The 12,670-nt window shown below is 47.9% G+C and carries 16 protein-coding genes; 5 read left to right on the forward strand and 11 right to left on the reverse strand.

The window, feature by feature from the left end:
- Window positions 1–2 precede the first annotated feature (2 nt).
- The 8 genes from eno to radC all read right to left on the reverse strand — a co-directional run bounded on the left by eno (window position 3) and on the right by radC (window position 6,753).
- A complete protein-coding gene (gene eno / locus ACWQXP_RS04820) occupies window positions 3–1,286 on the reverse strand; it encodes a phosphopyruvate hydratase (RefSeq protein WP_454062980.1) in 1,284 nt (427 codons plus the stop codon).
- A gap of 17 nt (window positions 1,287–1,303) precedes the next feature.
- Window positions 1,304–2,740: an Asp-tRNA(Asn)/Glu-tRNA(Gln) amidotransferase subunit GatB gene (gene gatB / locus ACWQXP_RS04825; RefSeq protein ID WP_454061713.1), complete on the reverse strand. Its 1,437-nt coding sequence runs from the start codon at window positions 2,738–2,740 to the stop codon at window positions 1,304–1,306.
- Window positions 2,741–2,764: 24 nt separating this feature from the next.
- Window positions 2,765–3,085, reverse strand: a complete 321-nt coding sequence (locus ACWQXP_RS04830; RefSeq protein ID WP_454061714.1) for a YtxH domain-containing protein — start codon at window positions 3,083–3,085, stop codon at window positions 2,765–2,767.
- Complete coding sequence (locus tag ACWQXP_RS04835; RefSeq protein WP_454061715.1) at window positions 3,075–3,476, reverse strand: DUF948 domain-containing protein; 402 nt, start codon at window positions 3,474–3,476, stop codon at window positions 3,075–3,077. The genes ACWQXP_RS04830 and ACWQXP_RS04835 overlap by 11 nt, the downstream gene beginning before the upstream one ends.
- A gap of 24 nt (window positions 3,477–3,500) precedes the next feature.
- Window positions 3,501–4,976, reverse strand: a complete 1,476-nt coding sequence (gene gatA, locus ACWQXP_RS04840; protein ID WP_454061716.1) for an Asp-tRNA(Asn)/Glu-tRNA(Gln) amidotransferase subunit GatA — start codon at window positions 4,974–4,976, stop codon at window positions 3,501–3,503.
- Window positions 4,977–5,037: 61 nt separating this feature from the next.
- On the reverse strand, window positions 5,038–5,412 hold the full coding sequence (gene panD / locus ACWQXP_RS04845) for an aspartate 1-decarboxylase (protein ID WP_454061717.1): 375 nt from the start codon (window positions 5,410–5,412) through the stop codon (window positions 5,038–5,040).
- Window positions 5,413–5,562: 150 nt separating this feature from the next.
- A complete protein-coding gene (gene gatC, locus ACWQXP_RS04850) occupies window positions 5,563–5,865 on the reverse strand; it encodes an Asp-tRNA(Asn)/Glu-tRNA(Gln) amidotransferase subunit GatC (protein WP_454061718.1) in 303 nt (100 codons plus the stop codon).
- Between the two features lie 183 nt (window positions 5,866–6,048).
- Complete coding sequence (gene radC / locus ACWQXP_RS04855) at window positions 6,049–6,753, reverse strand: RadC family protein (RefSeq protein ID WP_454062981.1); 705 nt, start codon at window positions 6,751–6,753, stop codon at window positions 6,049–6,051.
- Window positions 6,754–6,932: 179 nt separating this feature from the next.
- On the opposite strand from radC, the gene rsmD reads away from it, so the two are divergent.
- The 4 genes from rsmD (at window position 6,933) to ACWQXP_RS04875 (ending at window position 9,716) form a co-directional block, all read left to right on the forward strand.
- Window positions 6,933–7,526, forward strand: coding sequence for a 16S rRNA (guanine(966)-N(2))-methyltransferase RsmD (rsmD, locus tag ACWQXP_RS04860; RefSeq protein ID WP_454061719.1), 594 nt, complete (start codon window positions 6,933–6,935; stop codon window positions 7,524–7,526).
- On the forward strand, window positions 7,495–7,980 hold the full coding sequence (coaD, locus tag ACWQXP_RS04865) for a pantetheine-phosphate adenylyltransferase (protein ID WP_454061720.1): 486 nt from the start codon (window positions 7,495–7,497) through the stop codon (window positions 7,978–7,980). The genes rsmD and coaD overlap by 32 nt, the downstream gene beginning before the upstream one ends.
- Window positions 7,937–9,184 (forward strand): pyridoxal phosphate-dependent aminotransferase, encoded by a 1,248-nt coding sequence (locus ACWQXP_RS04870; RefSeq protein WP_454061721.1) that lies wholly within the window; start codon window positions 7,937–7,939, stop codon window positions 9,182–9,184. Before coaD ends, ACWQXP_RS04870 begins: the two co-directional genes overlap by 44 nt.
- Before the next feature lie 94 nt (window positions 9,185–9,278).
- Window positions 9,279–9,716, forward strand: coding sequence for an FmdB family zinc ribbon protein (locus tag ACWQXP_RS04875; protein ID WP_454061722.1), 438 nt, complete (start codon window positions 9,279–9,281; stop codon window positions 9,714–9,716).
- A 47-nt stretch (window positions 9,717–9,763) separates the two neighbouring features.
- Here ACWQXP_RS04875 and ACWQXP_RS04880 read toward each other — a convergent pair whose 3' ends face one another.
- Complete coding sequence (locus ACWQXP_RS04880) at window positions 9,764–10,390, reverse strand: SGNH/GDSL hydrolase family protein (protein ID WP_454061723.1); 627 nt, start codon at window positions 10,388–10,390, stop codon at window positions 9,764–9,766.
- A 277-nt stretch (window positions 10,391–10,667) separates the two neighbouring features.
- Here ACWQXP_RS04880 and ACWQXP_RS04885 point away from each other — a divergent pair, with 277 nt between their 5' ends.
- A complete protein-coding gene (locus tag ACWQXP_RS04885; RefSeq protein ID WP_454061724.1) occupies window positions 10,668–11,219 on the forward strand; it encodes an OmpH family outer membrane protein in 552 nt (183 codons plus the stop codon).
- A 102-nt stretch (window positions 11,220–11,321) separates the two neighbouring features.
- Here ACWQXP_RS04885 and ACWQXP_RS04890 read toward each other — a convergent pair whose 3' ends face one another.
- Complete coding sequence (locus ACWQXP_RS04890) at window positions 11,322–11,702, reverse strand: rhodanese-like domain-containing protein (protein ID WP_454061725.1); 381 nt, start codon at window positions 11,700–11,702, stop codon at window positions 11,322–11,324.
- Between the two features lie 21 nt (window positions 11,703–11,723).
- Window positions 11,724–12,638: a hypothetical protein gene (locus tag ACWQXP_RS04895; protein WP_454061726.1), complete on the reverse strand. Its 915-nt coding sequence runs from the start codon at window positions 12,636–12,638 to the stop codon at window positions 11,724–11,726.
- Between the last annotated feature and the right edge of the window lie 32 nt (window positions 12,639–12,670).

The raw sequence follows: 12,670 nt of genomic DNA on the forward strand, positions 1-12,670 counted from the left end.
CGTTAATTTATGGGCAAGCACGCTTTGCCTGCATAGCGTGCGGAGCTCCCAAGTTCTTCTTCAATTCGCAATAATTGATTATATTTGGCAAGCCGATCTGTCCGCGATAGCGAACCCGTTTTGATTTGTCCGGTATTGAGGGCCACCGCAAGATCGGCAATCGTCACATCTTCGGTCTCGCCGGATCGATGCGATACAATAACCCCGAACCCAGCCCTCTTAGCTAATGTTACGGCTTCTATGGTTTCTGTCAATGTCCCGATCTGATTAAGTTTAATGAGAATCGCATTGCCGGAACGTTCGCGAATGCCACGCGATAGATACTGAACATTGGTGACAAACAGGTCATCACCCACTAATTGGACTCGATCACCCAATTGTGTGGTCAGGTCCTTCCATCCTTTCCAATCATCTTCATTTAATCCATCTTCGATCGAAACAATGGGGAAACGTGTCGTCAACGATTGATAGTATTGAATCATATCAGCAGACGAGAGGCGAGAATGATTCTGACTTTTTAGATGATAGGTATTCTTTTGGTGAAATTCACTGGCAGCCGCATCAAGTGCCAGTACGATATCCCGACCGGTCCGATAACCAGCTTTCTTAATGGCCTGTACAATGAGATCAAGAGCTTCCTCATGCGATGCGACACTTGGCGCAAAACCACCCTCATCGCCAACGGCCGTGCTCAATCCCTGGGATTTCAATATGGCTTTGAGATGATGAAAGACTTCCGTGCCCATCCGCAGAGCCTCACTAAAACTCTCTGCACCAACAGGCATAATCATAAACTCTTGAAAATCCAGACCGTTATCCGCATGGGCTCCGCCATTAATAATATTCATCATTGGCACAGGAAGTTCCCGAGCGTTTAACCCACCAATATAGCGAAACAGGGGTTGTCCAAGTTCCGTCGCTGCCGCCCGCGCCACAGCTAACGAGATACCCAAGATCGCGTTTGCCCCGAATCGAGATTTTCCTTTGGTTCCATCAAGCGTGATCATGGTTGAATCAATCGCAACTTGATCAAAGACATTCATGCCAAGAAGCTTTGGTGCCAAAGACTTTTTCACGCTGGTTAAGGCCTTATTGACCCCCTTTCCCATCCACCGTCGCTTGTCACCGTCTCTCAACTCCAGGGCCTCGCGTGCCCCGGTCGATGCCCCGGAAGGGACCGCCGCACGGCCACGGACTCCACTCGTTAACGTGACTTCCACTTCGACCGTTGGATTCCCTCGGGAATCTAAGATCATACGCGGAACAATCGTTTGGATCGTACTCATCATCAGCGTGTCCTAGATTAAGATTCTTTTAATAATTCGACTTTCAATAACGAATTGACTTTTCCTGGATTCGCTTTACCTTGCGAGGCTTTCATGACTTGACCGACGAAAAACCCTAAGACTGTTTCCTTGCCGCCCTTGTACTGACTGACTTGAGTTGGGTTGTTGGAAAGGACCTCACGAATAAATGTCATCAAGGCCTCATCATCAGAAACTTGGCTGAGGCCTTTTTCTTGAATTAAGACCTCTGGCTCTTTCCCACTAGCATACAGCTCAGAAAAAAATTCCCGTGCCGCCTTCAAGCTAATCGTATCCTGTTCGACCAATCGCAAGAGTTTTACCAATCGCTCAGGAGGCATGGTCGATTCGTGAGCTGAGACGTCATGGGCATGGAGTTCTCGAAGCAACTCGCCCTTCACCCAATTACAAACCGTCTTCGGTTCTGGAAAGGTTTCGACACATAATTCGAAGTAATCAGCCAACGACTTAGACGAGGTGAGAGTTTCAGCATCAGCAACCGGCAATTGATAGTCAGAGATGAAGCGCCGTTTTCGAGCAGTTGGCAATTCTGGAAGCGTTTCATGAACTTCATCAATTATCGCTTGGTCAAGATGAATTGGAAGGAGATCAGGGTCGGGGAAATATCGATAGTCATGGGCTTCTTCTTTACTCCGCATCACCATGGTTTTCCCTTGTGCTTCATCCCACAACCGAGTTTCTTGATGGACGGTTCCGCCTTCCGATAGCACAGTCGTCTGACGCTGCACTTCGTAGTCGATCGCTTCTCGAACAAATCGAAACGAATTAATATTTTTTAATTCGACCTTCGTGCCTAATCGCTGTTCCCCCGATGGTCGCAACGAAATGTTCGGCTCACATCGAAAATTACCCTGTTCCATATTCCCGTCACAGACGTCCAGATAGATGAGAATATCTCTGAGCATTTTCAAATAGGCATCCACATCATCGGCTGAATGCATATCCGGTTCCGTGACGATTTCAAGCAATGGCGTTCCTGTTCGATTCAGGTCCACTCGACTCTCAGGTCTTCCAGGTTGATGGACACTTTTCCCCGCATCCTCTTCCAGATGGGCACGATGAATTCGAATACGTTTGGTCTCACCATTTGGCTGAATCTCAAGCCATCCCTTTTCACAAATTGGCTCATCGTACTGAGAAATTTGATAGCCCTTGGGAAGATCAGGATAGAAATAATTCTTTCGAGCAAAGTGGTGATCCCTGCGGATGGAGCAGTTCAGTGCAAGCCCCACCCGTACAGCCATCTCCACCGCCATACGATTGAGGACCGGCAAAGAGCCAGGCATCCCTAAACAGACAGGGCACGTTTGAGAATTGGGTGAACGACCGAATGTTGTTCCACAGGAACAAAAGAGTTTCGATCGCGTCCGAAGTTGTGCATGAACTTCGACCCCGATAACCACCTGATATGACATAGGCCTACTGTCGAAGACTACACGTTAATGCGTGTAATCATGAGAATGTTGATCACGTTCACGACGCATGGCCTCACGGCCAGCCTCAATTGCCTCTTTCACCGCTGAAGATGCTTCATCGACAAAGTCGCGACTTTTCAAGACGACGTCATCCAAGGCATCAGTGGCTTTCTCTCGAAGATCACGAATATCTTCACCCGTTCGTCGGGCATATCCGACCAATCGTTCACGTGATTCCCGCCCCCCCTGGGGAGCGAGCAAAAAAGCTCCGACGGCACCAACTAAGGCCCCACTTAAGAATGCTAACGCGACGGATCCGGCAGATGCTGATTGATTATTTCCCATATTCGTTCCCTCCTTCTTTAGAAGCACGATGTTTCATTCTGTTCGATGCTGCTTTGATTCCAGCCAACACACTCGAGAATCCTAAGAAAATAGAACCGCCTTTTCCCCGAACAGTTTCATGGACTTGATGAACCGTCTGTCCCATCTCCCCCATTGCCGTAAATAAGGTTGAGGCGCGGTCGACACCAAATTTGGCCTGGTCGGTCAATGCACGCACATTTTCGCTCGTGCCGCGTATCTCTTTTAGCAACCCCGGCAGTTCATTGTTCACGCGCGTGAGCACCCGTTCTGATTGCGCCACGGTTCGTTTGATTTGCACGATGGTTGGAATTAAATACGCCACAAGAACAACAAACGCGATAGCAATGGCCACTGCAGCCAAATCGATCATAGAAAACGTTTCCTTTCTACTCGGTTAACGAATGGGAGGACGTTTCTTTCGCCATTGGGTCGCTTGTTCATAGGCGTAGGCCGCTCGAAGAATTGTGGACTCTTCAAAGGGACGCCCCATCAATTGCAAGCCAATGGGCAATCCAGCCTGGCTAAACCCACAGGGAATCGAGATCGCCGGCAGACCTGCAAGACTCGCTGATATAGTATACATGTCGGATAAGTACATTTGCAGCGGATCTTGAAGCTTTTCTCCTAATGGAAATGCCGGAGTTGGCATCACGGGCGTGACTAACAAATCAACGTCCTGAAAGGCTGAATCAAAATCTCGCGTAATCAGCGTTCTGACGGACTGTGCTTTGCCGTAGAAGGCATCATAATAGCCAGAACTTAGCGCATAGGTCCCAAGCATGATTCGACGCTTAACTTCGGAGCCAAAGCCTTCAGCGCGCGTTTGTCGATACATCTCTAAGAGACCTTTGCGCTCCTTTGTTCGATACCCGTACTTCACTCCGTCATACCGCGCAAGGTTCGAACTTGCCTCAGCCGTAGCGATGATATAATAGGCGGCAATGGCCCATTCAGTTGTCGGCAAAGAAATCTCTTTGATGGTGCCACCTAACTCCTTAAACTCCTCGATGGCGGCTTGCACATGCTGTTCAACCTCTGGATCAAGCCCTTCTGAAAAGAATTCCTTGGGGACGCCAATGGTGAGTTTTTTGACGTCTTTTTTCTTAACAAACCTCGTGTAGTCAGGGGTTGGTTGATCAGAAGAGGTCGAATCTCTCGGATCATGTGCTGCGAGGACATTCAGTAAAATGGCTGCATCGGTCACCGATTTCGTGATTGGACCAATTTGATCCAATGACGAGGCAAATGCCACGAGTCCATATCGCGACACTCTCCCATACGTCGGCTTGAGCCCGACGACCCCGCAACAGGCTGCAGGCTGTCGAATCGACCCTCCCGTATCTGTGCCCAAGGCTGCCACGCATTCGTCCGCCGCCACAGCTGCTGCCGATCCTCCGCTTGAGCCCCCGGGAATACATTCAAGATTCCAGGGATTTCTGCTTGGCCCAAACACCGAATGTTCGGTGGAGGATCCCATGCCAAATTCATCGAGATTGGTTTTCCCCATAAATAAAAATTGCTGTTCTCGACATGCTGCCACGACCGTTGCGTTGTACGGAGGAATGAAGTGCTCTAGCATTGTCGATCCACACGTCGTACGAATCCCGGTGGTGCAAATATTATCTTTAATAGCTAACGGCATGGCCATTAATGGCTGAGTTTTTCGCCATTGTTTGAGGGAGGCGTCAATTGTGTCGGCTTCCTGAAGCACCTGTTCTCTATCGGGCATCGTGATGTAGGCTTTGACCTTGGATTCAACTTGACTGATTCTCAGAAGATACGAACGCGCAATATCGATGGCACCAACATCGCCGCTAGTAAAGAGGCCTTGAAGTTCTTTCAGGGTAAGTTTAAAGAGTGCGGTTGCCATTTAGATCATCACATATTTCTCTGAAATAATTGCACGATGCGTCTAAAATAATGAGTCATTCTCATGTTTTCGTCTCTTGTGATACGGTCTCAATCATACGATTATGTGCGTCAACTTGGATCACCTTGGGAGAATGCACCTTGGCTTCTTCGTCAAGGAAATATTCATAACAGAAGATAATTACTTTGTCGCCAAGGACCCCCTTACGAGCCGTTGGACCGTTAAGAATCACTTCGCCTTTCCCACGTGTCCCGGCAAGCGCATACGTTGAAAACCGCTCGCCGTTATTCAAATTGGAAACCATCACCAGTTCATATGGCAAGATTCCGGCAGCATCCATGAGGTCAGAATCAATCGTCAAACTCCCTTCGTACTCTAAATCGGAGTCCGTCACTGTTGCACGATGAATCTTCGCTCTCAGCAATTGCCGGTACATGAGTCTATCGCTTAGCCTAGTCGTGATTGAAGCACGCGAGATAAAGATAGGAGATGAGGGAGGAGATCGTCGCAACCAAATCGTATCGTCATAAGACCATCAGACAGCGAAAACCCTGGCAAGGCATATTGTTGAAACATAAGGTGCACGCTACGAGGTCTCACGATCCGCAATTATTTTGGGGACGACCAAAAATCCATCTTCTGCCTGAGGCGCATTGGCCGTGGCTTGCTCATCAGTCAAGGATGATATCCGAACATCGTCTCTCAAGACATTCGATTGCTGAGAGGTCGTGGCCGTCAACGGAATGCCCTCAGTATCCACATCTCGTAATTGGTTGACTAATGTCAAAATTTGGCTGAGTTGATCGCTCATGAGTTCTTTCTCGCCTTCAGCAATATTTAAGCGAGCTAACAGGGCGATATATTCGACTTCTTCCTGGCTTATTTCCATACCGTGTCGATTCCCGTATGAGAATTCTCTAGCGAGAAAGCTCTCAAGAACAGTGCATTTCAAAAAAACCTTTATTCACAAATATTTCTAGCATGATTCTGGAATAAAATCTACCAGGATTGGGAGATGACGGTGCGAATCTTCTGATGGTAATTAGGTGGGGAGTGACCGAAATTGGCTTTTTTATGATGACGAGATCAACCCTTTGTCGGCAAAACTCATATATGAGCCATCGCCGATGACCAAATGATCGAGGACTCGGATGCCAAGAATATCGCCGGCAGTTACCAATCGATCTGTTAATGCGTAATCTTCAGGACTTGGCTCAGGATTTCCACTTGGATGATTATGAAGCACGATCACGGCTGCGGCCGATTCGCGCACGGCGCCATTGAACACTTCTCGTGGATGGACAATACTCACGGTTAAACTGCCTTTTGAAATGGTCATATCGCGAATCACTCGATGCTTGGCATCTAACAGGACAATCTTGAAGACTTCATGCCGAAGGTCGCGCAACAATGGATAATAATGATGAAAGAGGTCGCGACTGCTCCCAACCCGAACTCCAGTGCTTAACGGGGCGGCCAGGGTTCGTTTCCCTAATTCAACGGCAGCCAGAATCTGCGCAGCCTTGGCCGGTCCAACACCAGGAATCGCACATAACTCATCAAGACTCCGATTGGAGAGTCCCTGCAATCCGTCAAGCCGTTGAAGCAACTCCATGGCGACTTGGACTGCAGAAGAATCCTGCCTCCCCACACGCAGGAGAATGGCGAGAAGTTGTGCGTCAGACACGGCCTCTGGACCTTGTTGTAAGAGACGTTCGCGTGGGCGTTCAGACTTTGGCCAAGTTTGAATGCCCATTTTTGTCTTTATATTATTCATAGGCATGCCCGAAGACACATTTCACCACTACAAATTCTTGTCATTTTCACATCCTCACCCACTATAGGCAGGTTCAAAGAAACACGTCAAAGTCTCTAGCAATATCATGAGTTGTGATAATCTAAAATGGTGTGGTACGGTACAAAGCCCTAGGGCGATGACTTATAGCGATACACGTCATGAGAGTGATAGCTGGGACACAAAAGGGCCGTCGACTCAAGGCTCCGGTAGGCAATCGAATCAGACCGACCTCTGCGCGAGTTCGGGAAGCGTTGTTCTCTATCCTCAACACTCGAGTATCCGAAGCGAAAGTTCTTGATCTTTGTTGTGGGGCTGGAACCATTGGATTGGAAGCACTTAGTCGAGGAGCCTCACGCGTGGTGTTCGTCGACAACCATCTCGACTCCTTGCAACTATTAAAAGATAATTTGAAACGATGTGGAAATCCCAACCATACGGTTATTGTATCGAGTGACGCCTGGAACAGTGTGCGTCAGCCACAAATACTTCAGGAGGCTCCCTATGACATTATTTATGTGGATCCTCCCTATCAGCACCAGGAGCTTGAATCTCTCTTGTCGAAGGTAGGCACACAACACCTTCTTTCTGACGAGGGGATCATGGTGGTAGAACATTTTTGGAAAACAGCATTGCTCCGAGAAGTGAATTCCCTTGAGCAAGTTCGACAAGCTCGGTATGGGGACACCATCTTGACATTTTTTCAACATATACGTGAGTCTCATGCGAATCGGCGTTTACCCGGGAACATTTGACCCCATCACCTTGGGCCACGCGAATGTGATTGCGCGAAGCCTTCGGATGGTTGACCGCGTGGTGGTCGCTGTCGCACCCAATCCTCAAAAAGGTCCACTCTTTGATCTACGAGAACGGATTGAACTGGCGAAAATCGCCACCAAGCATTTGCCGCATGTCGACGTGGAATCCTTCGATGGCCTCCTGGTTAATTATGTTCGAGAACGCGGCGCCCAAGCGATCATTCGAGGAATGCGAGCCGTCTCTGATTTTGAACACGAATTCCAAATGGCTCTCTTGAACCGAAAGCTTGATGAAGGTGTCGAGACGGTCTTTCTCATGGCGAGCGAAGAGTATTCATACCTGACCTCTAGTATGGTCAAAGAGGTCGCTTCGCTTGGTGGTCCGTTGCAGGACTTTTTGCATCCAGATGTTGCCAAACGCTTGGAAGCATGTTTCCAAGCCGATTCATAAATCTTCTGAAATGAAACTCGCGACTCGTACCACAAAAATTGCCGCCTCGCCTACCTTACAGATGGTGGCCACGGTCAAGGCCCTCAAAGCCCAAGGCATCAAAATTTTTGATTTTGCTGCAGGAGAACCCGCGCAAGATACGCCAGACTGCGTGAAGCAGGCAGCACACAATGCCATCCAGGAAAATTTCACAAAGTACACGGCTGTGACAGGAATTGATGAATTGAAAGATGCCATTATTGAGACCTTTCAGCGCACCCATCAGTTGGACTATGAGAAATCGCAAATCTTAGTGTCGTGTGGGGCCAAGCACACGCTCTACAATTTTACGCAAGCCGCCTTGGAGGCTGGAGATGAAGTGATTATTCCTAGTCCTTATTGGGTGTCGTATCCTGATCAAATCGCACTCACGGAAGCGACTCCCGTCATACTCAAGACAGAGGAATCCTCGCACTATGCCATTGATGCCTCCCTGCTAGATTCACTGATTACTCCGAAAACGAAAGCGATTATCCTCAATAGTCCCTGCAATCCGACGGGAAGTATGTATGACCGAAAAACGTTGGAAAGTGTGGCTGAACTGGCGCTCCGACATAATTTACTTGTGGTCTCTGATGAAATTTATGAACATTTGGTCTATGACGGACATCGACACACAAGCATTGCTTCACTGGGTCCAGAAATCGCTAAACGCACGCTTGTCGTCAATGGGGTATCAAAATCCTATTCAATGACAGGATGGCGAATCGGGTATGCCGCAGGGCCAAAAGACCTCATTACGGCCATGGGACATATTCAAAGTCAAAGCACGTCGAATCCAATGTCGATTTCGCAAAAGGCATCCGTTGCCGCGTTGCGCGAGGGGCAACAGTTTATTAAGGATATGGTACAGGAATTGAGTGCACAACGAACGCTGATGGTCAATCGACTGAATGGCATTTCCGGGATCACGTGTCCGATGCCACGTGGGGCCTTTTACGCCCTGCCCAATGTTTCATCTTTATTTGGACGACGACATGCGCAAGGGACGATCGCCTCCCCGTCTGATTTAGCACACTATCTGTTGACCGAGGCCAAGGTGGCCTGTGTCGCAGGAGAACCATTTGGTGCCCCTGAACACATTCGACTCTCCTATACGCCACCTCTCTCCGTGATCGAGCAAGGGATGGACAGCCTGGCGAGCGCCATTCAGGTCTTACAGTAAAAGGTTTTTGAGAATTCCCGCCTTGACTTTTGTAAATAAAGAGTTACCTAAGAACGACAAGCTCGATAGTAAATGTTTATGAGGAGGAGGCATCGTGCCAATCTACGAATATATTTGTACTGCCTGTAAAGAAAAGTTTGAAGTTCAACGAAAATTTTCAGACCCGCCTATCACCACCTGCACAGAATTTTCATGTCCAAAAGGCGAGCCCGTTGAAAAGCTTATCTCCTCCCCGGCCATTATGTTTAAAGGGTCAGGCTGGTATGTCACCGATTACTCAGACAAACTCAAAGAACCCAAACGACCGGGAGAGGATGGAAAACCGCAGGGAAAAACCGCGGAGACAAAAGCTGAAGGAAAATCCGAGAGCGGCTCCTCATCGACTCCAGCAAGTGACAGCAGTTCAAGTTCATCAAGCTCGCCTGGATCCACACCATCGTCAGGATCATCTGGAAGCGCTTCTTCAGGCTCATCCAGCGGGTCGTCCTCTTCTACTTCATCACCAAGTTCATCCGGTGGGAAAAAAGAGTAAGCCTTTTGTCCAAAAGACTCTTTTTTCTGCTACTTCCTTGACGCACATTAGGTCTGTCTGGATTTACGATACTGTTTTGCCCATAGATGGTCCCATAACAGTTGTGCCAACATCTGATAGCCTTGACTCGAAAGATGAAGGCCATCGTTTGAATACTTGGAAGCAAGTAAATGACTCTCCGGTTCACTCGTTCTTGTGAATAGATCAATACAGGGCATGTTTGACGCCTGACAAAAGTTCATGAGCCATTGGTTGAGTTCCATACGGCATTCAATATAAGTACTCAGAAAATCATGGTCATCATCGTGTATGGCGCTCCGCAGCGATGGAACCGTGATCGCCACAGGAGAAATTAATGCGTTCCTTGCCTGATCATACAATGTCACCAAATTGTTAAAAATACGCTCAGGCTCTATGTCGGCTCCAAGGTCATTGGTCCCTCCAAGAATAATCACCATATCAGGTTGGGACTCGAGGACATCCCAAGAAAATCGCCTGACCATCTCACTCGTCATTTCACCATTCACACCTCGAATTGAAACCGTCCCTTTTTCGCCAAGCCATGCTTGCAGCAGTTCACCATATGGTGTTGCATGATAATACGGAACCTCAGACGTCGGAGATTGATATCCCACCGTCAAACTATCCCCAAAACAGATAATGTTCATTGTCATAGACAATCTTGTCTTACGCGGAGAATAATTTCCCCAAGACTGGGAAACGGTCATTCAAAATGTAAGGGTATGTGGTGAATTCTAACAGCTCTTGACACGAACGATTGCCCTAGTTACTCTCATCAAAGTTCACGACAATACAGGCTGTTTGTTATATTAATGCTCGCTCCGTCAAACACTCTCGAGACAACGAGTTTCACCTCTCAGACATACCGATAATCGTATTTCAATCCACATGACCTTGGAGCATACAACCATGAGGAGGCTAAGACCGTCAATGCAATCTATACGTCCAACCACAGCAACCATCGGTGTTTTGATCAGTGCGTGTCTGTTATTCTTTGGGTCCGGTACGCTGGCTCTTGCCAAAGACTTTAAGATTGCCATCGTTGATCCACAGTCCGTTATTGAAAAATCCAAAGCTGGCAGTCGAGCCCTTGCTACGCTTAAAGAACATGCTCAAGCTCGAGAAAATGTGTTGAAGGCTGATCAAAAGGAACTGGAAGATCTTCAAAACGAATTAAAAAAGTCAGAAGCTTCGGCGGATAAAGGCTTCAAGCAAAAACAAGACGTGTTTACTCGCAAGTTTCAAGAGTTTCAGAAACGCGGACAAGAATATCAACAAGAACTGGGGATGAAGCAAAAAGAACTGGTTCAAGAATATATGAAGAAAATCGAAACTGCGACAGCGGCTGTAGCACAACGCCACGGATTCGCAATAGTCATTGATAAAGGAAGTGAAACCACGTTAAAAATTGTCCTCTATAGCCAACGTGGCCTGGATATCACGAATGAGGTGGTAAAAGAATTCGACAAACGCTATAAATAGTCAGCACGACGCGTACTCGAAAAACTCGACACAGATGATGAGGCAGGGTTGACTCTCTTCGGCGTTCTGATACGACCAAACACTCGATGCGTGATTATTGCGTCATGGCCGCGCGACTTCTTTGAGTGGATACCCTGCCCATTTCCAAGCCTTAAAGCCTCCAGCCATTGATCGTACCTGGGTATACCCCATTTCTACCAAATTCATCGCCGCTAACGCAGAACGATATCCCCCTCCGCAATACAGGACGATGAGTGTGTCTTTCTCAAATGGTTTCCGTTCAATATCCCGTTCAAGAATCCCCCGACCAATATGGATCGAACCTTCCGCATAGCCTTTTTGACGTTCGTGATCTTCTCGTATGTCAATGAATGCAAACGGCTCTTTTCGCATTAATTGTTCCCTCACTTTGTCGACCGATATTTCCTGGATGTGTCCTTTGGCACGTTGCACAAGTCTTTCAAATGCAGGATTATGAGCCATATGACCTCCTCTGTGCTGATATTACTCAAGCGGCTTTTCCCTGTCGGAAGACTGATAATATCGCCAACCAGCCATTGCCCACATGCCAACGAGAGCAAGTAGCCCAATGTAACTACTCCCATTCCGAAACCACGGATCATGCTCATGCACATCTAAGAACTCAATCGTATCGAGTTCCACGAAACGCCCTCGAATGGATACAGTCGACTGATGATTTAACGTCTGTCCACGAACATGAAAGTCTTCTCCAAAGCCTTTCACGACATCACCATTCGAACTCTTCAGGTAAAGCTTACGATCAAATTCTACTGGACGTCCAATCCGTTCACTTGAAGTCTTCAATGTGTTCACGAAGTGATTGTTCGCAATCAACGGACCATCAAGAAATACCAGCGGTAAGACCATATATACGACAACTAAGCTGAGGCAGAGACTATTCTTGCGAAAGGAAAGTGGCAAGCAATACGGTTTCACGTGGACCGCTGTCTTCCACGACCAGACCACATACCCCAATCCGAATCCGGTTAGAAGATAGGTCGGCCAACTTTCTGGCCAAAACCACCCTACATTAAACAATTCCCAGGAAATAGGAGCAAAGAAATGGACTCCATTCGCCCACTTGATTTGCAATGCGTCAAGCCCTAAATGAAGAACCGCGCTTACTGCGAGAATGCCAAATATTGGCCCTGGAGTCCTTGATAGGCAAGCAAAGGCTCCACACAATAACAAGGTCATGAACAATGAGGCTTGAACAATCACATAGAGACGGAGCGTATAGGGATCAATACCGGGAACGAGGCCAAGTACAACCCGTTGAAGAATCCAAGGGACATCAGGCAGGACACATCCGAGGAATATGAGTTTCGGATCAGCGCTTGGAATGACTGACCGGGTCAGCACCCCTTGAATTCCAAAATGGGCTAGCGCATTCGGCATCAGTATGAAGAAAACGCGAGGGGGAGATTGTT

The organism is Candidatus Nitrospira salsa, assembly GCF_965152625.1.